The following is a 22,533-nucleotide window of genomic DNA, read 5'->3' as shown; positions in this document are numbered from 1 at the left end:
CAGTCCGGTGCGGAAGTCGGATTAAAGCGACCTCCCTCGGCTGGATCTGTGCCGATCCAGCTAGCACGCGCTGCCGGAGGGCCCATGCGGCCGCCGCGGCGGGCGCCCCCGCCGGGCGAGCCGGGCTCGCGCGGGTCGAGGGCTCAGCTGTCGATGTTGATGCCGAGCCGCTGCCGCGCGGCGAAGTACTCCTCGCTGACCGCGTAGAGCACGAGCTCCTTGAGGCGCTCTTTCTGGGGCACAGCGGAGCTCGCGTCATCGGCCGCCTTGATCATTTCCTGCGCCAGCTCGAGGTCGTTGGCGAGGAGGAAGCCGGCGCGATCCGCCGTCAGGTCGATGCCGGACACCCAGCGCTTCAGGTCGATGGCGCCGGCCTGGAGGAGCTTGGTCACGACGCTCGCCAGCTGGTCGCGCGCCGGCCCGACGATGGTCGGCTCGAGGACCGCCAGGTTGTCCATCACCGGCCCTTCCAGCTCCTTCGCGATCGGGAACGTGGGCGAGATCAGCTTGATGCCGGCGAACAGCCAGGCGCGCAGGCCGGTGCCGGTCGGCACCAGGTGGCGGATGTACATGCCCGGCCGGTAATAGGTGAGGTGCCGGGCGGCGATGAACGCGGCGGCCTGGGTCGGCAGATCCATCTGGAGCGCCGCGGCGCCGAGCACGATGGCGGGCACGTGCGCGTGCAGGAACGAGACGCCGCCGCCGTCGTTCGGGTTCTGGAACGTGAGCGGCGGCGCGAGGCCCAGGACGCCCGCCGCGTAATAGAGCGTCTGCGACATCGGGTAGGGGTGCCGCGTGAGATCGAGCTGGTAGGCGAGCTGGTAGCCGAGCTCCTCCAGCGGCTGCCCGTTCTTCCTCAGCACGGCCGGCTCGATGACGCCGAAGATGGCGGTCAGCAGCGGATCCGCGTCGGGGTGGACGAGCGCGGCCGCCCACGTCTCCTCGTCGAGCGGCTGCTGCGCCGCCGCGGCCGTGTCCGGGCGCATGCGCCGGAAGAACCGCTCCTCGTCCGGCTCGGCGGCGCTCAGGCAAACGAGCGCCTGGCAGAGGCAGAACGCCGCGTCGGCCCGCTTCGTCTCCGTGTACAGCTTCCGGAGCAGCCGGTACGCGTCCGGCTTGTAGGGGGTGCGCCGCAGGATCGGGACCTGCGCGGCCACGGCCTTGTCGAGGTACTCCGCCGGGTTGCTCGCGTAGAGCTTCGCCAGGAGCTCGTTCCGCTCCTCGTGGTCCGGATCGAGCGTCTGCGCCGCCTCGTAGGCGTCGATCGCCTCGCTCATCCAGCCGAGCTTGTCCTTGTAGAGGGCGCCGAGCCGGTCGAACATCTCCAGCATCTTCGCCGTGTCGTTCTCCTCGGTCGCCCGGTCGAGCTCGACCTTGAGCAGGCGCTCCACGTCCTCGTAGTCCCCCTTCTCGGCGCGGAGCTCGATCGCCTCCGCGAGCGCCCGGGTGAGGGACGGGTCGAGCTCCATCACCTGGTCGTAGAACTGGGCCGCCCGGTCGAGATCGGCGAGCTGCCGCCAGCTCACGATCGCCGCGGTGTGCAGGTACTTCGCCTTCTGGCGGCTGTCGTCGATCTTGGCCGCGAGCTTGAGGACGATGTCGACGAGCTTCGACCAGTCCTTCTCCTCGCTGTAGAGCTGCATCAGCTTGGTCAGGATCCGCCGGTCGTCCGGGCGCTCGTCGAGCGCGGCCACGTAGCTCTTCGCGGCGCGCGTCCGGTCGTTCAGGTGCGTCGCGACGAGGTCGCCGATCTCGAGCAGGAGGGCGCTCCGCTCCTCGCCGGTCACCACGTCGAGCCGCCGGTGCTTGAGGCGCACCACCTCCTCCCAGTCGCCCTTCGCCTCGAACACCCTGGAGAGGAGCGCGAGCGGGGCGGGGGACTCGGGGAGGAGATCGGCGGCCTCGGTCAGCGGGGCCACCGCGCCGCCCGGGTCGCCGGACGCGAGCCGCGCCTCGCCGAGCCTGAGGAGGGCCTCCGCCCGCTCCGCGTCCGGCAGGCGGGCGCCGGCGCCGTCGGCGAGGCGCGCGTAGAGCTCCGCGGCCTCGCGGGCCTTGCCCGCGTCGAGGTTGATCTTCGCGGCGCGCGAGAGCGCCGCCGGGTCGTCCGGCGCGAGCGCGAGCAGCGTCTGCACGGTGCCGATCGCCTTGCCGCTCGATCCGCTCTTGCCGAGCGCGTCCACGTAGCGGAAGAGCACCTTGAGCCCCTGCTCCCGGGGCAAGGCGTCGGCCCGGTTCGCCAGCGACTCGTAGTGCCTCGCCGCCTCGATGAAGCGGCCCGCCTCGAACGCGAGATCGCCGGAGATCATGAGCCCCAGCACGCTCGTCGGGTCGAGGTCGACCGCCCTCGTGGCCGCCTCCGCGGCGCGCGCGTCGTCCTTCAGGCGCTCCCGGAGCAGGAGGGCCATCTCGCCGTAGAGGCGGGCCTTGGCGCGGTTGCCCTCCGCCACCTCGGCCTCGCGCGAGATGAGCTCGACGGCGCTCGTCGCGTCCCCCCGGGCGAGGTACGCCGCGCGCAGCGCCGAGGACGCGACCGCGTTCGTCGGCTGCGCGTCGAGCGCCGTCTTGTAGCGCTCGATCGCGCCGTCCCGGTCGCCCCGCTCCTCCAGCATCTTCGCCGCGCGGATCCAGAGGTCGGCCCTGCTCTCCGCGGTCTTGGCCGTCCGCGCGAGCGACTCGACCGCGCTGAGCGCCGCCGCCGCGTCGCCCGTCGCGGCCCGCACGTGCGCCAGCGACTCGAGCGCCCCGGCGTGGTGCGGATCGATCGCGAGCACCCGCTCGTAGGCCTTGCGGGCGCGCTCGGGCGAGCCGATCTGCTCGAGCAGCACGCGCCCCATCGCGAGCAAGAGCTCCTCGCGGCGCTTGTCGTCGGACACGATGCCGAGCTGCCGCTCGTAGAGCTGCACCACGTCCTCCCACCGCTCGAGCGCGCGGTAGTGCCGCCCGAGCGCCGCGAGCGAGCCCTCGTGGGCCCCGTCGATCTTGAGGATGGCCTCCAGCGCCTCGGCCGCCCTCGCGTGGTCGAGGAACTGCTCGTCGTGGAGGCCCGCGAGCCGCTCGTAGAGGTTGATCTTCTGGCGCGGCGTCGCGCTCAGCTCGATCTGCCGCTCGAGGTTCTGGAGCAGCTCCTTGTAGCGCTCGGTGCGGCTGTAGATGCGATCGAGGCCGCGCAGCGCGGTCAGGCTCTGCGGATCGATCTCGAGCGCCGCCTCGTAGCGGCTCGTCGCCTCGTGCAGGTCGCCGAGCCGGTCCTCGTAGAGCTCGGCGAGCTTGCACATCGTGTCGACCCGCTCCTCGCCCCGCAGGGCCTCGGCGCGCCGCTCGAGGATCCTGGCGTAGCCGGCGTGGTCCTCGACGCGCCGGTAGATCCGGAGCAGCGCGTCGCACGCCCGCGTGTGCCCCGGGTCCTCGGCGAAGATCTGCTCGTACAGGTCGCGCGCGCGGTCGCCCTCGCTCAGCTTGGTCTCGAGGATCTCGGCCGACGCGGCGCGCAGATCGCGCGCCTCTCCGGGCGTCGCGGCCCGGTCGGCGCGCGAGAGCAGCACCTGGCTGAGCTCCTGCCACTGCTGGGCGCGGCGGTAGACCTGCGCGAGGCCCTCGAGCGCCTTCCCGTTCGCCGGATCGAGCCCGAGCACGAACTGGAAGCACGGGATCCCGAGGTCCGGCCGCGCGATCTTGTCCGCGTACCAGGGCCCGAGCCGGTTGAAGAGCGCGATCTTCGGCTCGGCGGTCATCGCCTCGTCGGTGCTCGCCTGGCTCAGGATCTGGAGCGCCTCCGCCCAGATCTTCATGTCGCTGCCGGCGGCGCGCTCCAGATCGACGGCGTACGCGTCCTGCTCGGGGTCCTGGGCGAGCGCCTGGGCGAAGGCGAACACCCCCTGGTCCTTGTCGTCGAGCTCCCGCACGTAGAGGTGCCCGATCTCGTTCAGCGCGCGGGCGCGCTCGCCCGCGCTCCCGGCCCGCTCGCTCCGCTGGAGGAGCATCTCCACGAGCTCCTCGTGCTTGCCGAGCGACTTGCGGAGCTCCTCGAGCGCGCTGAAGGCGATGTCGTCGTCCCGGTCGAGCTCGAGCAGGCTCACGTACACGGCCTCCGCCTTGTCGTGGAGCTTCGCCTTCTCGTAAATGCGGGCCGCCCGGTAGAGCAGGAGCTTCTTGCCCGGGGCGGCTGCGCGCTCGTCGCCGGTCGCCTCGATCTGCTCGGCGGCCGCCGCGAGCGCCTCGGCGACGCGGGCCGGATCGGCGCCCTGGTCGACGGTCGCCTCGATGGCGAGCGCCAGGTCCACGTCGGCCGGGCTGGCGACGAGCCGGTCGACGAGCTCGTTCAGCTGCGCCTCGCTGGCCGCCGAGGCCGCCCCGCGCTGCTGCGGCTTGCCGAGCGGCTCGATCGCCTCGAGCGCGGCGCGGGCCCCCCTCGGCCGCGCGTCCGGCGACTTCGCGAGCAGGCGCTCGCACAGCTCGTCGACGTCCTTGCCCGCCCACCCGCGCGGCGCGATCGCGCTCGGCGCCGGCGGCGGCTGGGTCAGGTGCGCGAGGGCGACGTCGACCGCGGCGTCGCCCGAGAACACGGGCTTGCCGGTGAGCAGCTCGAAGAGCAGCGCGCCGAAGGCGTAGAGGTCGCTCGCGGGGCCGGCGATCTCGCCGCGCAGCTGCTCGGGGCTCGCGCTCCTCACGAGCTCCGGGCTGGCCCACGCCGCGCCGAGCCGATCGCCGCCGATGTCGATGAGGACGGCGCGCGGCTCGGAGCCCTCGCCCCGCGCGACGAGGACGTTCTCCAGCTTGAGCGCGCCGTGGACGAGGCGCCGCTCGTGGAGCGCGGCGAGCCCGCTCAGCACGCCGCGGAGCAGCGGCTTCGCCTCGTTGATGTGGAGCGGCCCGGAGCGCGCGACGCGCGCCGAGAGGGGCTGCCCGTCGACGGGCGTGTACGCCACGTAGGCCCGGCCGCCCTCGATCCCGGCCTCCACGCCGCTCGCCAGGTTCTCGTGGGCCACCTGCGCGGCCAGGCGGACGTGGGTCAGGAACCGGCGCGCCGCCCGCCCATCCCGCGTCCGCTCGCGCCGGAGCACCTTCAGCGTCCGCGGCTCGCCGTCGCGGGTCGCCGCGTAGACGAGGCCCCGCGGCCCCTCGCCGATTTTTCTCGTGACGATGTAGGCGCCGAACACCTCGCCGGCCGCGAGCTCCTCGGGCAGGCTGAGCCCCCGCGCGCCGAGGGCGCGGACGCGCGCGTCGACCTCCGCGCGCGTGGCGATGACGGCATCGAGCAGCGCCTCGACCGCGTCGATCTCGACGCAACGGTCGGTGAGCGCGCGCGCGAAAGAGGCCTTGGAGGCGCTGCCGCCGATGTCGGCCGGGTTGATGCCGAGGAGGTCGGACGACAGGGCCATCATTTCATCAAGCGAGAAGAGGCGCTCGAGCTCGCCTCGGACGATATCAATGGACATGGGTCTCCTCGGGCCGAGCCCTCGTGCCGGCGTGCGCGCGCGCTGCGGGCCTGCCGGTCGGCGGGGCGTGCGCCATGCTAGCGAAGCTTGCGGCGCCATGCGACCTCCGACGGGCGCTCGCCTCCCGCGCCGCGCGCCCCGCGCTCCCCGTCGCCGCGCGCGACGCCGAGGCGGCCGGCGCGGCGCCCGCGCTCTCGTCGCCTGTCGCCGAGAGCGGGTGGGGTGGAAGCGCGGAGTTCGAGGAACCCTGGAGGAAATTTGACAAGATCGCGGGCGATGTGCGAGCGGATGTCGGTGCGTCGCATAGCGCAGTTCCTGGAGCGGACGCTCCCCATCGCGGTGCTGGTCGTCGCGGTCGTGGGCGCCCCGGTCATGATCTTCTCGCCGCAGGGCCTCCCTCGTTTGCGGGAGCTCGAGAGGGAGCTCGCCGACGTCGAGGAGGAGAACGCCGAGCTCGGGCGGCAGATCGAGGCGCTCCGCGGCAAGGTGGCGCGCCTCCGGGACGACCCCACCGCGGTGGAGCGGATCGCGCGCGACAACCTGGGTCTCGTGCGGCAGAGCGAGGTGGTGTTTCAGTTCTCCCGCTGAGCACTCCGGGTCTCCGCTGGCCGCGCCCTTCTGGTATCGTGCGGCGAGTGTCGCTAGACCTGGGCCGCCTCCTCGTCTCCGCTGGCGCCGTCTCCAAGGCTGAGGTCGAAGCCGCCCTCTTCGTGGCGGTGCTGCGGGGCATCTCGTTCCCTCGCGCCCTCATCGACCGCGCCGCCATCACCGAGCGCGCCCTGGAGGAGGAGCTCGAGCGCCGCGGCGGCCTCGCGCTCCGGCAGGTCGTCGGCGCGCGCGAGCTCGTCGCGCGCCTGCCGCGCGCGATGTGCCGCCGCCTCGGCGCCGTCCCGATCCGCATGGACGCCGGCGTGGTCGACGTCGCGGCCGCCGACCCGCTGGATCGCCACGTCGCCGACGAGTTCAGCTTCCACCTCGGCGCGCCGGTGCGCATCTTCCGCGCGCCGATCGCGGCCGTCGAGGAGGCCATCCGCGCGCTCGATCTCGACGAGCGCGAGCAGGCGCCGCCCCGCGTGCGGCGGGCGACCCCGGCGTTCCCGCACGGCGCGCCCCAGTCGACCATCCCGCCGCCGCCGTCCTACGAGCTGCCCATCCCGCTCATCCGGCGCGCCGCGGTGCCCTCGTTCGACGAGCCGCCCCCGCACGAGCCGCCGAGCGGTCCGTCCGGCCGCCGGGGGGCGGCGCCCAACGGCCACGCCGCCCTGCTCGCCGACCCGCCCCCCTCCCAGGAGGAGCCGATCCTGCCGCTCCGGCACGCCAAGTCGTCGCCCGGCGCGCGCGGGTCCCCCGCGAGCGCCCGTCGCCCGCCGGACGCCGACCGCCGCGCCGGCGGGCGCGCGTCCGCCCGTCCGGCGGCCCGGCGTGAGCCCGAGGCCGAGCCTCCGGCCGTCTCCTTCCCGCCGCCGCCCGTGGAGATCTCCCCGGCCTTCAAGCTGCTCGCCGCGATCCTCCCGCAGACCTCGCCCGGCCCGGAGGGCGCCCCCGACAGCGGCGGGCGGGAGCCTGCCCCCTCGACGCGGCGCCTCGGCCGGCTCCCGCGCGACACCCTCTCCGCGCTCGCGCCGACGTCGCGCCGGGGCGCCGCCGACGCGGATCCCCCCTCGTCCCGCCGCGGGGGCGCCGCGCGCCACGACGCCGGTGGGCCGCCGTCGAGCCGCCGCGCGGGGCGGCTCCCGGCCCTGCCCCCCCCGCCGGAGACGGAGATCTCCGATTCCCTCGACGACGATCCGCCGCCGCAGCCCTTCGTCGATCTGAGCGACGTGATCGACGCGCTGTACCTCGCGCGCACGCGCGACGACGTCGTCCGGCTGGCGCTGCGGGGGTTGCGCCTGCTCGCCGTGCGCGTCGCGATCTTCGCCGCGCACCGCGGGGTGTTCCGGGGCTTCGCGTGCAACGCGGAGTTCGGCGACCAGGAGGCCCTGCGCAAGCTCACCCTCCCGATGGACCAGCCGAGCGTGCTCGCCACCGCCGTGGCGACCCACCTTTACGTGGGGCCGATCCCCGGCACGCCCACGCACGCGCCGCTGCTCGACGTCATGGTCAACCCGAGCCTCGACGTGGCCGCCGTCGCGGTCCAGGTCGTCGGCCGGCCCGCGATGATCCTGGTCGCCGACCGGATCATCGACACCTCCAGCGGATCGCGGCGCATGGTCGAGCTCGCGCGCGCCGTCGGCGAGGCGTTCAGCCGGATCCTCTCCTCGCGCGGCTGACCGCGGGCGGCGGTTCGCGCTACCGGCCGAGCCGCCGAGCCGCCAAGCTAGCCGGGGTCCGGGGGGAGAGCGAGGTCTGAGCGCCGCGATGAGCCGCAACGACGAGCACGAGCAGAGGGACGACGAGCGCGCCCGCTTCGAGGCGCGCCTCGCCGAGGCGAAGAAGAAGGCGCGGCCCCGCGCCGGCGTGCTCGCCGGCGGCCCGGGCGAGCTCGGGCGCGACGCCGACGATCTCTACGACGCGGCGACGCTCGAGGCGCTCGGCGTCGATCCGGCGCGCGACCTCGGCTTCCCGGGGCAGCCGCCGTTCACGCGCGGCGTCCAGCCGAACATGTACCGGGGGCGGCTCTGGACGATGCGCCAGTACGCCGGGTTCGGCACGGCGGCCGAGTCGAACGCCCGCTACCGCTACCTGCTCTCCCAGGGCCAGACCGGGCTCTCCGTCGCCTTCGACCTGCCGACGCAGATGGGGCGCGACTCGGATCACGAGCGCGCGCAGGGCGAGGTCGGCCGCGTGGGCGTCGCGATCGACTCGCTGGACGACATGCGCGCGCTGCTCCGCGGGCTGCCGCTCGACCGCATCTCGACCTCGATGACCATCAACGCGACGGCGGCGATCCTGCTCGCGCTCTACATCGCCGTGGCCGAGGAGCAGGGCGTCCCGCGCGCGAAGCTCCGCGGCACCATCCAGAACGACATCCTGAAGGAGTACGTCGCGCGCGGGACGTACATCTACCCGCCGGCGCCGTCGCTCCGGCTCATCCGCGACGTCTTCGCGTTCGCCGAGCGCGAGGTGCCGGAGTGGAACACGATCTCGATCAGCGGCTACCACATGCGCGAGGCCGGGTGCGACGCGGCGCAGGAGATCGCGTTCACGCTCGCCGACGGCATCGCGTACGTCGAGACCGCCGTCCGCGCCGGGCTCGACGTGGACGGCTTCGGCGCGCAGCTCTCGTTCTTCTTCAACGGCCACAACAACTTCCTCGAGGAGGTCGCGAAGTTCCGCGCCGCGCGGCGGATGTGGTCCACGATCATGGCCGAGCGCTTCGGGGCGAAGACCGAGCGCGCGCGCGCGCTCCGCTTCCACTGCCAGACGGCGGGCATGACGCTCGCGGCGCAGCAGCCGCTCGTGAACGTCGTGCGCGTCACGGTGCAGGCGCTCGCCGCGGTGCTCGGCGGCTGCCAGTCGCTGCACACGAACGGCTTCGACGAGGCGCTCGGCCTGCCGACGGCCGAGGCCGCGACGCTGGCGCTGCGCACCCAGCAGGTGATCGCCCACGAGTCCGGCGTCGCCGACTTCGTCGACGCGCTCGGCGGCAGCTACGCGGTCGAGGCGCTCACGAAGCGGCTCGAGGACGCGGCGTCCGCTTACATCCGGCGCATCGACGACCTCGGCGGGATGGTGGCGGCCATCGAGCAGGGCTACGTGCAGCGCGAGATCCAGGCGACGGCCTACCGCTACCAGCTCGACGTCGAGGAGAAGCGCCGCGTCGTCGTGGGGCAGAACGAGTTCGTGTCCGACGCGCCGCCCGTGCCGGTCACGCGCATCGATCCGTCCCTGGAGCGCGACCAGATCGCGCGCACGCGCGCGTGGCGCGCGGCGCACGAGGGCCCCGCGCGATCGGAGGCGCTCGCGCGCGTCGACGCCGCGGCGCGCGGCGAGGCGAACCTGATGCCGCCCATCCTCGACGCCGTGAAGGCCGGCGCCACCGTCGGCGAGATCAGCGACGTGCTGCGCGCCATCTGGGGCGAGCACCAGGAAACGCTCACCATCTGAACGCGGGTCAGCTCGACCGCGCATCTGAACGCGGGTCAGCTCGATCGAGCACCTGAACGCGGGTCACCTAGCTCGATCCCGCGCGCCGCGCGCCGTCCGGCGTACCGCATCGCGGTTGCAGGTGCGCGCGGCGCCTTTCAGGTTCGCAACGCAGGCAGGAAGATCCCGATGCCTGTCGGCGTGCAAGTGCGCGTCGCCTGAACTCAAGGGGTGTGATTTTCCAGTGTATCTGCCCGCGGCGATCTGTCCGTGTCGCGTGTGGCAAGAATTTTCTCGCCACAGAGTAAACCGGTGCGCTCACTTCGAAATTTTTTACAACCCGGAACCCTTTTTCTGAACGCCGGTCAGATTTGGCTATCCGACTGCGGGTCAAATCGGGTTAAGGCATTTGGGTCCCATCGAGTTCGCGTGGACAGCGTGATTCGCCTCCCCCGAAAGGAGCTTCAAATGCATCCTGCAAAGCTGCACGAGAGCAGTGTGGTCACCCGTAAGTTCGCCGTGGTGGTCGCTGGTTTTGCCGCTGTTGCGGCTGGTTGCTCGGCAGACGTCGTCGACGCCAACACCGAAGCAGTCGGCACCAATCAGCTGGGGTTCGAGCACTTCGAGCGGACCGTTTTCCGCGAGGCTGACACAGGCGTCTATATTGTGAACGGGGATACGCCGGTCGTAGATATCAAGCATCTGCGCGAGTTCTGGGAGATGCATGTGCGCGACGGTGCGCTGATAGTCAACACGTCAGGGGGGAGGGACGTTATCTGGACGGCGGCGCAGCGGCGCGATCTCTCCTACTGCGTGAGCACGAGATTCGGAGATCTCTACGAGACCGTCGTGGCCGCGATGGATGCGGCGACGCAGGCCTGGGAGGAGGTCACCGACGTCGATTTCATCCACGTGGAGTCCGCCGACTCGAGCTGCACCTCGAGCAACGGCGACGTCCTGTTCGACGTGAACCCCGTCAACACGGGCGGCCAGTACCTGGCGCGCGCCTTCTTCCCCGGCCAGTCCCGCCCGACGCGGAACGTGCTGATCGACCGGACGGCGTTCAACAGCACCCGGCCCACGCTGACGGGCATCCTCCGCCACGAGCTCGGCCACACCCTCAGCTTCCGGCACGAGCACACCCGGCCTGAGGCCGGCACTTGCTACGAGGACGACAACTGGCGCGCCCTCACGCCCTACGACGGCGCGTCCGTCATGCACTATCCCCAGTGCAACGGCACCGGCGACAGCACGCTGAACCTCACGCAAGACGACATCGAGGGCGTCCAGTCGCTCTACGGTCCCGCCAGCGGCGACGGCGGCGGTGACGGCGGCGGCGGTGACGGCGGCGGCGGTGACGGCGGCGGCGACGGCGGCGGCGGCGGCGGGGAGCCGATCACGGAGAACTTCAGCGGCCGTGTCGCGCGAGGGGCGTTCGACGCGGTGGGGCCCGCCGACGGGTTCGAGGTCGTGCCCGGGACGACCTTCACGGTGGTCATGACCGGCACCGGCGACCCCGACCTCTTCGTGAAGTTCGACTCCGCGCCGACCGCGAGGTCGTTCGATTGCCGGCCCTACCTCAGCGACGCGAACGAGACGTGCACCCTCGACGTGCCCGAAGGCACGACGAGGGCCTTCATCAAGGTGCAGGGCTACACGCCGTCGAACTACAACATCGAGGTGACCTACGCCGCGCCGGGGCACGAGGGTGGCGCCGGCGGCGGCGAGACGTCGACGAGCTTCGAGGGCACGATCGGGCGGCGCCACGCGGCGACCCACGGACCGATCTCGGTCGCTCCGGGGACATCGTTCCGCGCCGTCATGAGCGGCACCGGCGATCCCGATCTCTACGTGCGGTTCGGCGCGGAGCCCACGCTGGGCGCCTACGACTGCCGCCCTTTCCTCGACGGCGCGGACGAGACGTGCGAGGTGACGGTCCCCGACGGCGAGTCCGAGGCCTACATCCTGGTGCAGGGCTACTCGGAGAGCACGTACAAGGTCGATATCGACTACACGGCCCCTTGACGCCGGCGGCGCGTCGGCTCGCCGCCGCGGCCGGCCCTCGCCGGCCGCGGCGCAGGAGCCACGGCGCTCCCGGGTGGGCTCACCCGGAGCGCCAGGCGGCGCCCTTCTGGCCCTCCTCGCAGGCGGCCCTCGTCGTCGCCGCGTCGCCGAGGGGGAGCGACGTGATGAACTCGCGGTCTGCCGACACGGCCGCGTCACCCAGCACCACGAACGTCTCACGATCGTCCTGAACGACGAGCTGGTCGCTCAGGACGTCGTGGCTGAAGGCGGTGGCCTCGTCGAAGATCCGGACGCTCGGCGCCGCCTGGGCGGCCCGCCGCGCGATCCACGCCGCGACGGGCGTCACCAGCGCGCTCACCGGCGCGTAGGCGAGGGCCTCGCCGGTCGGGAGCCGGACGAAGCCCGGCGCGGCGCCGGCGCGGCGGAGCAGCGCGGCGCCGTGCTGCGGATCGAGGATCATCCGCCGGACCACGCCGGAGGCGTCGCTGAGCGAGACGTCCGCGTAGACGAGGCGACCCGAGGCGTCGAGCTCGGCGTACTCGCGGAGGACGCCGCCCGAAGGGATCGCGGCGCCCGCCGCGGGGTCGCTGCCCGCGCGTGTCGGCCGGGTCTCGCTCGCCATCGTCTCGGACCCATCCGGCCGGACCGTGCGCTCGACGCGGCTCTGCGCCCCGGTGGCGCCGTAGAACGTGTAAACCTTCGTCTCGGCCCGCTCGATCGAGCTCCCCGGGAGGCAGGCGGCTGCCCCTCCGGCGACCCGCTCCGCGGCCGAGCGTGTCCCGCCGTCGTCACAACCCACGAGCAGGCTGCCCGCGAACGCGACCGCGAACCACAGTGAGGTGCGTGTACCCATGCGCGGTATTCGCCACAGCCTCGGCTTTTATTTCATGGTCGCTGCGATTTTCATCGGGGGCCCGGGTGAGGGCCCGCGGGGCGCCCGCGCGCGAGCGGCGGAAAGCTGCGTTGTGCGGGAACACGCGCGCGAGCGGCGGAAAGCTGCGTTGCGCGGGAACACGCGCGCGAGCGGCGGAAAGCTGCGTTGCGCGGGAACACGCGCGCGAGCGGCGGAAAGCTGCGTTGCGCGGCGGGCACGCGGCGGAGACCTGCGTCGCGTGGCGGAGACCTGCGTTGCGCGGCGGGCGCGCGGCGGAGACCTGCGTCGCGTGGCGGCGACCTGCGTCGCGCGGCGGAGACCTGCGTCGCGCGGCGGGCGGCGTGCTGGCGAGAACCGGTGGCGGGCGGGGCGCGGCAAAAACCGGCGGGGCGCGGCGCGCCCGCGAGGAAATCGACCCCCGCGCCCCGGCGAATGATAGGCTGCACGCCCGGCTCCTTCTAAGGACGCTGCCGCCTTCCCATGCCGAACGAGACCCCTTACGCCCTTCCCGCCGCCTTCTTGATGGCCGTGCTGCTCGCGGAGTCCGCCGCGCTCGGCGGGTGCGTCGGAGATCCCTTCGAGATCGGCGGCGGCGCCGGGGGAGGGACCAGCGGCAGCAGCAGCGGGAGCGGCGGCGGCGGGGCGAACGACGGCGGCGGCGGCGCCGGCGGCCTGGGCGGCGGCGGCGGCGACGGAGGAAACGCGCCGCCGGTCCCGGTGACGTGGCCGGACTCGATGACGAGGCGCTGCTCGAACGGGACGATCGTGGTGACGGAGTGCCCGGGCCCGGAAGACCCCTTCTTCGGACAGGACGGGAACTACCAGATCCTCGTCCCTTCCTACGAAGAACGCGACGGCGACGTCGTGGCGGACTCGGTGACCGGGCTCGTGTGGGAACAGGCCACCGAGAACGTGTCGTACAACCTGGAGGGCGCCGACGTGCACTGCAAGGCGCTCGCCACGAACGCGCGCGGGGGCCGCACCGACTGGCGCCTGCCGACGCGGCGCGAGCTCGTATCCATCCTGGATCTCGGCCACTCCGCGGCCTTTCCGGACATCTTCACGAGCACGTTCCCGGGCGGCTTCTACTGGTCCGCGAGCGACGTGGTCGACGACGTGAAGCGCGCCTGGGGCGTGCGGGCCAGCGACGGGAACGTCTACTATCGCGAGAAGACCGATGTGGAGATGTCGCGGGCCCTGTGCGTCGCCGGCGAGGTGATGGCGCCGCCCGAGCTGTCGGCCGCCGACGGCGACCCGCGGGTGCTCGACACCACCACCGGGCTCGTCTGGCAGCGCAACGTCACCGGCATCGGGTACGCCTGGAGCGAGGCGCTCGCGCGCTGCGAGGCGCTCGAGCTCGCCGGCAAGGACGACTGGCGGCTGCCCAACGCCAAGGAGCTGCTCTCGCTCATCGACGATCGGCGGTCCGGGCCGGCGCTCGACGAGGGGATCTTCTCGGGCGCGCCGTCCGGCGTCTTCTGGTCCTCGACGCCTGCCCTGGGCAGCGCGGACGCGGCGATCACGGTCAATTTCTCGAACGGCGCGTCGCTGAGCGGCTCGGTCCGCGATCCGCGGCTCGTGCGCTGCGTCCGCTCCGACCCCCCCGCGAGGTGAGCCTCTCCGCCCGGCGCGCGCCGCCGGCAGGCGGCACCTGCGCCGTTGCTCGTGCGCGCCGTGGACGAGCGCGCGCGCAGGCCGCCCGCGCGCGCTCGTCCAGGGCGCGCGCGGGCTCGCGCCGCGTCGCTCAGCCCCCGGGCTTGACGAACTTCAGGACGAAGCGGTCGCTCGTGCCGCGCTTGTCGGCCGCCGCCATGGGCGAGGCGTTCCAGTCGCGCGTGTCCGCCGGCACCCGGAGGAACGTCGCCTCGGCCGCGAGCCGGAAGCCGGCCCGCTCGACCTCCTCGCGCACCACCTTCTCCTCGATGCGGTGGAGCGTCTTCACCTCGCCGACGCCCGTCCCGTCGCGCCCGCTGTGATCGATGAGCGCGAACACGCCCCCGGGCTTCAGCGCGCGGAAGATCGCGCGGTTCATCGCGGCGCGGTCCGTCTCCATCCACACCGTGTCGTGGTAGAAGAGGACGAAGAACACCGCGTCGAGGTCGCGGGCCTCGGGCGGCAAGGGGTCGTCGAACTCGCGGTCGACCCGGACCACCGCCTTCATCACGGGCTTCTTGAGCCGCTCGCTCCACGGCTTCTCGGCGAAGCGCTCGAGGACGAAGCGGTTGTTCTGCCCGTACACGACGCCCCCCGGCGCCACCGCCCTCGCCAGGAGCTCGGCCGTGTAGCCGCCCCCCGCCGCGAGCTCCGCGACCTTCATGCCGGGCTGGATGCCGAAAAAGGCGAGCATCTCCGCAGGTTTGCGGCCGGCGTCGAGCGCGCGGTCCGCCTCGGACCGGTCGGCGGCCTCGACGACGGCGCGGAGGGCGGCAGGCACCTCGACGGAGGTGACCTGCGCGGGCGCCGCGCTGCCCGCGCCGCCCGCGGGGGGCGCCGGGGCGGCCGGCGCCGCGTCCGGCTGGGCGGCCGGGGCGGGGGGAGGCGCGGGCGGCGCCGCGGGCGGCGCGGCGCTGCAGCCGGTGAGCGCAGCGAGGGAGAGGGCGAGGGAGAGGAGGGCTCGAGGGCGTCGCACGCAGCGCTGCTACCCGAGCGGACCCGGCGGCGCAAGCGAGCCGGCGGGCGAACGGGTCAGGGCAGCTGGACGACGGCGGGCACGGCGTCGGACACCGTGACCGAGAGCTGCCGGGTGCGGGTCGGCTCGACCTCGGACGTCGCGCGCAGGGTGAAGCTGCCGCAGGGCCAGCGGTACTGGCCCGGCGCCCGCACCTCCGCCGGGCCGCCCGAGACGAGCCACGCCTCACCCGCGTCGAGCTGGAGCGCCCCCTCGCAGGTCGGGGCGGGCGGAGCGCCCGCCGGGGGGGCGGACCGTTGCAAGGGCAACATCGCCGCGCGCGCCGCGGCGCCGATCACCGGCCGCACCACGGCAGAGGCGCGCAGCGCCGCCGCGGGGTGCGCCCCGCTCAGCCGCCCCTGGCTGACGCGCACGCTCGCAACGGCGATCCCCGCCAGCGCGGCGCACGCGATCGCCGCCGCGAGCAGGCGCTGTCGCTTCGCCCCGGCCACAGGGATCACGGCGCCGGACGTCGACAGCGGCGGCCTGGTCTCGTCCCGCGGCCGCTCCGACGCCACCTTCGCGGCCGGGCCCAGGAGCGGATCGAGCGAGCCCTCCTCGCCCGACGCCGGCGCGACCGCGTGGAAGCCGCCGCTCATGGGAGAGCTCGGCGGCTCGGGGAGCGCCGCGCTGGCCGGTTCGAGCGGCCCGATGTCTCCGTCGAGCGGCCCGACGTCTCCGTCGAGCGCCTGCGAAGGCCCGCCCGTCCGCCTCGTCACGCGCAGCGTGAAGGAGCCGGGCGCGCCGGCGTGCGTGAGCTCGCATCCTTCCAGGTCGTCGTCGGGCAGATCCGACGGGGGAGGGCCCGCCGGGCGCGACTCGGGCGGCTCCTTCAGCGCCGACGCCACGAGCGCCGCGAGCTCCTCCGGGGCGCCGATCTCGTGGCCCACCTCGCGCAGCGCCTCGATGGCCTCGAGCATCGCGCGCGCGTCGGGGAAGCGGTCCTCCCGGCGGGGCGCTAGGGCGCGCGCGAGGAGCGCCTCGAGCGCCGGGCTCACCTCGGGGCGCAGCTCGCTCGCCCGCTGCAGCTGCCCCTCGCGCGCCGCCGCCATCCGCGTGGTGGCGCTGGTCCCGGAGAACGGCCGCGAGCCGGTGAGCATCTGGAAGAGCACCACCCCGAACGCGAACAGGTCGGCGCGGGCGTCGACCTGCTCCCCGTCGAACTGCTCGGGCGGCATGTAGCTCGGCTTGCCCACCAGATCGCGCCGGGCAGCGTCGCCCGCCTCGCCCCGCGTGGCGATCGCCACCCCGAAATCCACGATCTTCACCTCGCCGGCGGTCGAGATGAGCACGTTCCCCGGGCTCACGTCGCGGTGCACCATGAGCCGCCCCTCGGCGGCCGAGCGCTCGTGCGCGTACGCGAGCCCCTTGAGCACCTCGGACGCCACGTGGAGCGCGACCGGCACCGGGACCACCTCGTCGTGCGCCCAGAGCCACCGGCAGAGCCGCCCGAGGTCCGTTCCGGACACGAGCTCGAGCACGACGTAGAAGTCGCCCTGCTCATCGATGCCGAAATCGAGCACCTGATCGATGTTGGGGTGCACGAGGCGCGTCATCATGCTCGCCTCGGCGAGGAAGAGCTTCCGGAGATCGTCGCTGCCGGCGTGCATCGGGACGATCCGCTTGATGGCGACCGGGACCTCCGCGCCATCCGGGTCGACCGCGACCGCGCGAAACACCTCTCCCGTCCCGCCGCGCGCCATCCGCGGTCCAACGGCGTAACGCCCCAGAACAACCCCCCTCGATGGCGCGCTCTCCACGATGAGGCGACTCTAAAGGGCACCGGGTGGGGGGTAAAGGGCCGACCGCCCTCGTCCATCAGAACCCGCCGCGTCCGAGTGCAGAAATCGACTCGTGGTGTCCATCGCTCCATCGGTCGTCCCCTGTCTGCCGGCCTGCGTCCAGCGCGTGCTGCGGCCGCGGCACGTCCAGAGCGAACCCACGGCGGCGCTGCGGTCGGACGGGCACCGGTGCAGTCGAGCGCGCAGGGTGTCGCTGGATCTGGGCGGGTCTGATACAAGTCCGCTCAGGACATGATGCGTACTGCTCTCTCTGATCCGTCCCCGGTCGTCTTCATCACCGGCGCTTCCGCCGGGTTCGGCGCGGCGATCGCCCGTCGCTTCGCTGGCCTGGGCGCCCGGCTGATCCTCGCGGCGCGCCGTTACGAGCGCCTGGAGGCGCTCGCGGCCGAGCTGTCGTCCGGCGGCGGCGCGGGATCGGCGGGCGACGACGGGCGCGCGCGGGCCGCGGCGGTCCATCTGCTCCGGCTGGACGTCCGCGACCGGGGCGCGGTGGACCGGGCGATCGCGGAGCTCCCGCCGGAGCTCTCCGAGGTGTCGGTGCTCGTGAACAACGCGGGCGGCGCGATCGGCCTGTCGCCGGCGCACGAGGCGGATCCCGACGACTGGGAGCAGATGGTCGACACGAACATCAAGGGGCTGCTCCACTGCACGCGGGCGATCGTGCCCGGGATGGTGGCGCGCGACCGGGGGCACATCATCAACATCGGCTCGGTGGCGGGCGAGACGCCGTACCCGGGGAGCAACGTCTACGGCGCGTGCAAGGCGTTCGTGGCGCAGCTCTCGCTGAACCTGCGCGCGGATCTGCTCGGCAGCCGGGTGCGCGTGACCAACATCGAGCCCGGCCTCGCCGAGACGGAGTTCTCGCTGGTGCGCTTCAAGGGCGACCGGGACAGGGCCGCCGCCGTCTACCAGGGGGTGAAGCCGCTCTCGGCCGACGACGTGGCCGAGGCGGTCGTCTGGTGCGCGACGCTCCCGGAGCACGTCAACGTGAACCGGATCGAGCTGATGCCCGTGATGCAGGCGTTCGCCGGCTTCGCCGTGAAGCGAGGTTGACCTCGGCCCAGGGACAGCCGGTCGAACTCGGGACGCCGCTCCCGGGTCGAGCCTGGCGACACGCCCGGGCAGCGGATCGAGCCGGATGACACGCCCGGACAGCGCCGGGCCCTGGCTCACGCCTGGTGCAGCACCAGCTCCAGGAGCCCGAGCGCGGCGCGCCTGCGGCGCCCCTCGACGGACTCGGTGGCCCCGACGCACAGCGGACAGCCGGCCTCATCGCAGCCGCACCCGGCGATGAGCTGCCGCGTCCGCGCCAGGAGCTCCTCCCGCTGCTCGTAGATGCGCTCGGCGAGGCCGACGCCGCCGGGCACGTTGTCGAACAAGAACAGGGTCGGATCGAAGACCCCGGCCACCTCGCCGTCCGGCGCGGCGTCGGGCGCCCGCGCCTCGCTCCCGTCCTCGAGCGTCTGGCCGATGTCGCGCGGATCACACATCAGCGAGAGCGTCGCGACCGTCTCCAGCGCCCGCGCGATGCCGCGCAGCCCGTCGATGGCGGTCGCGCGGCCGAGGCCGAGCTCCTCGCAGAGCGGCTCCGGCACGGTCAGCCAGAAAGACGCGGTGTGCATCTGGATGTCGGGCAAACGCACGTCGCCGTATCCCGTGTTCTCGTGCGTATAGAACTTGATCTTCTTGTACCCCACCACCTTCTCGACGATGCTCACCTCGCCGAAGGAGGCCCGCGCGCGGCCGAGCGGGGCAGTCGAGCCCTCGTCGAGGATGCTCACCTTGCGGTGGGTGAGCGCGGTCGTGAAGTAGTCGGGGACGACCTTGGTCACGAAGGCCTTGTGGTTCTCGTAGTCGAGCCGCTCGACCTGGTATTGCTCGCCGTCGTGCTGGTAGATGGCCTGTTCGTGGAGCATCGTCGGCGCGGCGCGCCAGTCGAGCTCCGCGAGCGTCTTGCCAAGGGCCTTGTCGATGATGACGAAGTTGTCCCAGCCCACCGATCGCAGGCTCACGTGGTTCGCCGGGTAGGCGTCGGTCGCCCAGTGAAAGCGATCGTTCGACTCGTGCACGACGCCGTTGTCCTGGAGGAACCGGAGCGCCGCCAGGGTGTCGTCGGCCAGCATCGCCGCGTAGGGCTCCCCCTTGAGGAACGGCAGCTCGAACGCCGCGCACTTGAGGTGCTGCACCAGGATCTCGGTGTTCTGCGGATCGATCCGGGCCGACTCGGCCGCGCGCTCGAGCAGGTAACCCGGGTTCCTCGCGAGGTACTGATCCAGCGCCGAGCTCTGCGCGCACAGGACGGCGATGCTCGTCTTGCCCCGCCGGCCCGCCCGGCCGAAGCGCTGCCACGTCTCGGCGACCGACCCGGGGTAGCCGGCGCAGATCACCGCGTCGAGCTCGCCGATGTCGATGCCGAGCTCGAGCGCGTTCGTGGCGACCACGCAGAGGATCTCGCCCTCGCGCAGCCCCCGCTCGACCCGGCGGCGCGTCTCGGGCAGGTAGCCGCCGCGGTACGCCATGATCGCGTCCTCCGCCCCGATCTCCTTGCCGACGCCCTCGCGCAGGTACTTCAGCATGATCTCGACCGAGTTGCGCGACTGGCCGAACACCAGCGTCGGCACGCGGGCGCGCGCGAGGTCGCCGGCGAGGCGCACCGCGCTCTTCAGGGTGCTGGCGCGCACGCCGAGCTCCGCGTTCACCACGGGCGGGTTGTAGAGGAAGAAGCGCCGCGGCCCCCGCGGGGCCCCGGACTGGTCGATGAGCTCGATCTCGTCGTCGGGGACGCCGAGCAGGCGGGCGGCGTGCGCCCGGGGGTTGCCGATCGTCGCGGTCGCGCAGAGGAAGGTCGGGCTCGATCCGTGGAAGGCGGCGACGCGGCGCAGCCGGGCGATCACGTGGGCGACGTGTGACCCGAAGACGCCGCGGTAGGTGTGGAGCTCGTCCAGCACGACGTAGCGCAGGCGCTGGAACGTCCGCGCCCAGTGCGCGTGGTGCGGCAGGATGCCGGCGTGCAGCATGTCGGGGTTCGTCATCACGATGGGGCTGCGCTCGCGCGCGGCCCGCCGGGCGTCGGCCGGCGTGTCCCCGTCGTAGACGATGGCCGGGATCGTGAGCCCCGCCTCGCGGATGAGCGCGTGCAGGCCGGCCTCCTGGTCCCGGGCGAGCGCCTTGGTCGGGTAGAGGTAGATCGCGCTGCCGCCCTGGCCCGAGGCGGCGCCCTCGGCGAGCGCGTCGAGCACCGGGAGGTGGAAGCAGAGGCTCTTGCCGCTCGCGGTCGGCGTCGCGACCACCACGTGCCGCCCGGCCCGGTCCACCTCCGCCGCGCCGCCCCAGCGCGCCGCCGCGAACGCCCGCGCCTGGTGCTCGTAGAGCCGGGTGATGCCGCGCCGCTCCAGCGCGCCGCGGAGCGCCGGCGACAGGGCCTCGGGCATCGGGCTGGTGCGCGCCTCGGCCGGCGGGAGCTCGCGATCGGCCGTCAGACAAGGGCGCACGTAGCCGGAGGCGAGCCACGACGCGATGACCGTCTCGACGCCGGTCTCGATCTTCCAGGGGGGCGACGGCATGACGAGCGCATACTAAACAGATGTGCCGTGCCGCCTCAACCGGTTCGGGCGCGCGATGGGCGAGCGCCGCGCAGCGGAGCGCGGCACGCCCCGGGTACAGCGCGGCGCGCCCCGGGTACGGCGGCGAGGGGACCTCGCGTGTCCGCGAACGAGATCCGCCGCCCGGGGGCGCGTGCGCGCCGCCGAGAGCCTGCCCGCCGCGCACACCGATCGACGCACCAAATGGCTCGTTTCCGCGCAATCGCTGGGAAGCGCGGATACGGCCTTCGCCGCGCGCGCGGGGCGCGCCGGCCATCGCTGCTGCGCTGACGGACGGCCGGCGGTGCGCGTCGCAGGCGGGCTAGGGCGCGGCCGGACCGGGGGCGGCGCTGGTGTGCCGGTTGCCTGAGGCTCGATCGGCCCGGCGACGGAGATCCGGCGTCGAGCCATCCATCCGCTCTTTGACCCGCCTGCCCCGCGCGCCTCGCGCGCCCGGCGCAGGCCACGAGGTGTGCAGATGAGAAAGACCGTGATCTTGACGCTCCTCGGCGCGTCGGCGGCGGGGTGCGCCGCGCGCGCGCCCGCCTTCCACGAGCGGCTCATCGCGTCGCAGGCGTCGATTCGCGCCGCCGAGGAGGTCGGCGCCGACATGATCCCGCGGGCGGACCTCCACCTCCGCCTGGCGCGGGAGCAGCTGCAGCGCGCGGAGCGGCTGTCGGCCGAGGGCGCCCGGGAGCGAGCGCGGCTCATGGTGATGCGCGCCCAGGCGGACGCGGAGCTCGCGCTCGCGTTCGCGCGCGAGGAGCGGGCCGAGGCGCTCGCGCGCGAGGCGCTCCACGAGGTCGAGGCCATCCACCAGCAGGGGCTCCGCTAGCGGGCCCGCGGAAGGAGGCGCGGGACCATGCGAAGCCATCGGTGGATTCTGGCCATCTTGCTCCTCGGCGGGCTCGCGGGGTGCGCGAGCGCGCCGCCGCCGGCGGAGCTCCTCCGCGCGAGGAAGAGCTACGAGCGCGCCCGGCAGAGCGCCGCGGCGGAGCTCGCGCCCGTCGATCTGCACGGCGCCCGCGAGGCGCTCGATCGCGCCGAGCGCGCGTTCACCGGCGACCTCGGCGCCGCCGAGGCGGGAGATCTCGCCTACATCGCGGAGCGCAGGGCGCAGCTGGCCGAGTCGCTCGGAAGCACGGCGGCCGCGGAGCGGCTGCGCGGCGCGGCGCTGCAGGCGTACGGCGAGGTCCAGATCGCGCTGAGCAGGCGGGGCGACGCGGCGCCGGACCCGCCGCGGCCGCCCGGCGAGCCGGCGCCCCGGCCACCGGCGGCGCCGCGCGGCCGAGAAAGGAAGGCGCCGGACCGCGGGGGCGTCGCGGCGCACCCGCCGGCGATCCTGGACCGGCGGTGACGAGCCGCGCGGCGACGCCGAGCACGGACCGCGCGGCGACGCTGCGCCGGAGGTCGTTTGCTCCGCGCGACACCATCGCGTAGAAGCGAGGAGATGTCGTCCGACGCATCGCCCGCATCACCCGTGGCGCCCGTGCCGCAGGGACCTCACGCGCCGCCCGCCGCGCGCCCGACCGCCGAGGTGCCCGGGGGCGAGCGGGCCTCTCTCGTGTTCCTCACGGTCGTGGCGTCCGTCTCGTGCGCCGCCGATCTGGCGACGAAGGCGTGGGCGTACGCGCGGCTCGCCGGGTTCGATCCGAAGCGGGCGGGCGCGAAGACCTTCACGGTCATCCCGGGCCACCTGGATCTCATCTTCGCGCAGAACCCCGGCGGCGCCTGGAGCTTCCTGCGCAGCCTCCCGGACGGCCTGCGGCGGCCGTTCTTCCTGTTCGTGTCCGCCGCGGCGATCGTCTTCATCTACTCGATCTACCGGCGCCTCCACCGCGACCAGACCGCGATGAAATGGGGGCTCGCGCTCGCGCTCGGCGGCGCGATGGGCAACCTGGTCGATCGGATCCGCTACGGCTGGGTGATCGACTTCATCGACATGTACCTCACCCGCGGCGGCCAGGAGCTCCACTGGCCGACGTTCAACGTCGCCGACATCGCGATCGTCGCCGGGGTCATCCTGATGTCCATCGACATGATCGCCTCGGCCCGCAGCGCGCCGTCGCCCGACGCGCGCGATTCGGCGGACGCATGTGCCGGAGACGGGTGAACGCGGCCC

The 22,533-nt window shown here is 73.5% G+C and carries 15 protein-coding genes; 9 read left to right on the top strand and 6 right to left on the bottom strand.

The annotated features are described in order from the left end of the window. Positions 1-143: 143 nt before the first annotated feature. On the bottom strand, positions 144-5,435 hold the full coding sequence (locus WMF43_RS22995) for a protein kinase domain-containing protein (protein WP_437683270.1): 5,292 nt from the start codon (positions 5,433-5,435) through the stop codon (positions 144-146). Positions 5,436-5,723: 288 nt separating this feature from the next. Here WMF43_RS22995 and WMF43_RS22990 point away from each other — a divergent pair, with 288 nt between their 5' ends. The 3 genes from WMF43_RS22990 (at position 5,724) to WMF43_RS22980 (ending at position 9,482) form a co-directional block, all read left to right on the top strand. Next, positions 5,724-6,023, top strand: coding sequence for an FtsB family cell division protein (locus WMF43_RS22990; protein ID WP_061625815.1), 300 nt, complete (start codon positions 5,724-5,726; stop codon positions 6,021-6,023). A 47-nt stretch (positions 6,024-6,070) separates the two neighbouring features. Further along, on the top strand, positions 6,071-7,705 hold the full coding sequence (locus WMF43_RS22985) for a hypothetical protein (RefSeq protein WP_437683269.1): 1,635 nt from the start codon (positions 6,071-6,073) through the stop codon (positions 7,703-7,705). An 88-nt stretch (positions 7,706-7,793) separates the two neighbouring features. Then, on the top strand, positions 7,794-9,482 hold the full coding sequence (locus WMF43_RS22980; protein ID WP_437683268.1) for an acyl-CoA mutase large subunit family protein: 1,689 nt from the start codon (positions 7,794-7,796) through the stop codon (positions 9,480-9,482). A 369-nt stretch (positions 9,483-9,851) separates the two neighbouring features. Here the strand turns inward: WMF43_RS22980 and WMF43_RS22975 are convergent, their stop codons facing one another. Next, positions 9,852-10,163: a hypothetical protein gene (locus WMF43_RS22975; protein WP_437684291.1), complete on the bottom strand. Its 312-nt coding sequence runs from the start codon at positions 10,161-10,163 to the stop codon at positions 9,852-9,854. Between the two features lie 18 nt (positions 10,164-10,181). Between WMF43_RS22975 and WMF43_RS22970 the strand changes: the two genes are divergently transcribed. Next, positions 10,182-11,486, top strand: coding sequence for a M57 family metalloprotease (locus WMF43_RS22970; protein WP_437684060.1), 1,305 nt, complete (start codon positions 10,182-10,184; stop codon positions 11,484-11,486). A gap of 79 nt (positions 11,487-11,565) precedes the next feature. Here the strand turns inward: WMF43_RS22970 and WMF43_RS22965 are convergent, their stop codons facing one another. Next, positions 11,566-12,339 carry a hypothetical protein gene (locus tag WMF43_RS22965; protein WP_437683267.1) on the bottom strand — a complete coding sequence of 258 codons (774 nt, stop codon included), beginning with the start codon at positions 12,337-12,339 and terminating at the stop codon, positions 11,566-11,568. 501 nt (positions 12,340-12,840) lie between these two features. Between WMF43_RS22965 and WMF43_RS22960 the strand changes: the two genes are divergently transcribed. Further along, the gene (locus WMF43_RS22960) at positions 12,841-13,974 is read left to right on the top strand and encodes a DUF1566 domain-containing protein (RefSeq protein ID WP_437683266.1); all 1,134 of its coding nucleotides are present in this window, start codon (positions 12,841-12,843) and stop codon (positions 13,972-13,974) included. Positions 13,975-14,104: 130 nt separating this feature from the next. Here WMF43_RS22960 and WMF43_RS22955 read toward each other — a convergent pair whose 3' ends face one another. Both WMF43_RS22955 and WMF43_RS22950 read right to left on the bottom strand, forming a co-directional pair. Further along, positions 14,105-14,989 (bottom strand): class I SAM-dependent methyltransferase, encoded by an 885-nt coding sequence (locus WMF43_RS22955; protein ID WP_437683265.1) that lies wholly within the window; start codon positions 14,987-14,989, stop codon positions 14,105-14,107. 56 nt (positions 14,990-15,045) lie between these two features. Then, positions 15,046-16,731, bottom strand: a complete 1,686-nt coding sequence (locus tag WMF43_RS22950) for a serine/threonine-protein kinase (protein WP_437683264.1) — start codon at positions 16,729-16,731, stop codon at positions 15,046-15,048. 330 nt (positions 16,732-17,061) lie between these two features. On the opposite strand from WMF43_RS22950, the gene WMF43_RS22945 reads away from it, so the two are divergent. Next, positions 17,062-17,883 carry an SDR family oxidoreductase gene (locus WMF43_RS22945; RefSeq protein ID WP_437683263.1) on the top strand — a complete coding sequence of 274 codons (822 nt, stop codon included), beginning with the start codon at positions 17,062-17,064 and terminating at the stop codon, positions 17,881-17,883. A 116-nt stretch (positions 17,884-17,999) separates the two neighbouring features. Here the strand turns inward: WMF43_RS22945 and WMF43_RS22940 are convergent, their stop codons facing one another. Continuing rightward, positions 18,000-20,393, bottom strand: a complete 2,394-nt coding sequence (locus WMF43_RS22940) for a DEAD/DEAH box helicase (RefSeq protein ID WP_437683262.1) — start codon at positions 20,391-20,393, stop codon at positions 18,000-18,002. Positions 20,394-20,889: 496 nt separating this feature from the next. On the opposite strand from WMF43_RS22940, the gene WMF43_RS22935 reads away from it, so the two are divergent. From WMF43_RS22935 to lspA, 3 genes are all read left to right on the top strand, one after another. Next, complete coding sequence (locus WMF43_RS22935) at positions 20,890-21,246, top strand: DUF4398 domain-containing protein (protein ID WP_437683261.1); 357 nt, start codon at positions 20,890-20,892, stop codon at positions 21,244-21,246. A gap of 27 nt (positions 21,247-21,273) precedes the next feature. Further along, positions 21,274-21,768 (top strand): DUF4398 domain-containing protein, encoded by a 495-nt coding sequence (locus WMF43_RS22930; RefSeq protein ID WP_437683260.1) that lies wholly within the window; start codon positions 21,274-21,276, stop codon positions 21,766-21,768. Positions 21,769-21,861: 93 nt separating this feature from the next. Then, positions 21,862-22,524: a signal peptidase II gene (gene lspA / locus WMF43_RS22925; RefSeq protein WP_437683259.1), complete on the top strand. Its 663-nt coding sequence runs from the start codon at positions 21,862-21,864 to the stop codon at positions 22,522-22,524. Positions 22,525-22,533 lie beyond the last annotated feature (9 nt).

Source organism: Sorangium sp. So ce131, assembly GCF_051519095.1.
GTDB lineage: Bacteria > Myxococcota_A > Polyangia > Polyangiales > Polyangiaceae > Sorangium.
The sequence above is the reverse complement of the archived record's forward strand: the minus strand, read 5'-3'. Positions and strand labels throughout refer to the sequence as shown.

Bases quoted from the DNA above. Each gene is read 5' to 3' on its own strand.
- WMF43_RS22995 (WP_437683270.1), bottom strand. From the start codon at position 5,435: ATGTCCATTGATATCGTCCGAGGCGAGCTCGAGCGCCTCTTCTCGCTT.
- WMF43_RS22990 (WP_061625815.1), top strand. From the start codon at position 5,724: ATGTCGGTGCGTCGCATAGCGCAGTTCCTGGAGCGGACGCTCCCCATC.
- WMF43_RS22980 (WP_437683268.1), top strand. From the start codon at position 7,794: ATGAGCCGCAACGACGAGCACGAGCAGAGGGACGACGAGCGCGCCCGC.
- WMF43_RS22975 (WP_437684291.1), bottom strand. From the start codon at position 10,163: ATGCTTGATATCTACGACCGGCGTATCCCCGTTCACAATATAGACGCC.
- WMF43_RS22970 (WP_437684060.1), top strand. From the start codon at position 10,182: ATGCATGTGCGCGACGGTGCGCTGATAGTCAACACGTCAGGGGGGAGG.
- WMF43_RS22965 (WP_437683267.1), bottom strand. From the start codon at position 12,339: ATGGGTACACGCACCTCACTGTGGTTCGCGGTCGCGTTCGCGGGCAGC.
- WMF43_RS22960 (WP_437683266.1), top strand. From the start codon at position 12,841: ATGCCGAACGAGACCCCTTACGCCCTTCCCGCCGCCTTCTTGATGGCC.
- WMF43_RS22950 (WP_437683264.1), bottom strand. From the start codon at position 16,731: ATGGCGCGCGGCGGGACGGGAGAGGTGTTTCGCGCGGTCGCGGTCGAC.
- WMF43_RS22945 (WP_437683263.1), top strand. From the start codon at position 17,062: ATGATGCGTACTGCTCTCTCTGATCCGTCCCCGGTCGTCTTCATCACC.
- WMF43_RS22940 (WP_437683262.1), bottom strand. From the start codon at position 20,393: ATGCCGTCGCCCCCCTGGAAGATCGAGACCGGCGTCGAGACGGTCATC.
- WMF43_RS22935 (WP_437683261.1), top strand. From the start codon at position 20,890: ATGAGAAAGACCGTGATCTTGACGCTCCTCGGCGCGTCGGCGGCGGGG.
- WMF43_RS22930 (WP_437683260.1), top strand. From the start codon at position 21,274: ATGCGAAGCCATCGGTGGATTCTGGCCATCTTGCTCCTCGGCGGGCTC.
- lspA (WP_437683259.1), top strand. From the start codon at position 21,862: ATGTCGTCCGACGCATCGCCCGCATCACCCGTGGCGCCCGTGCCGCAG.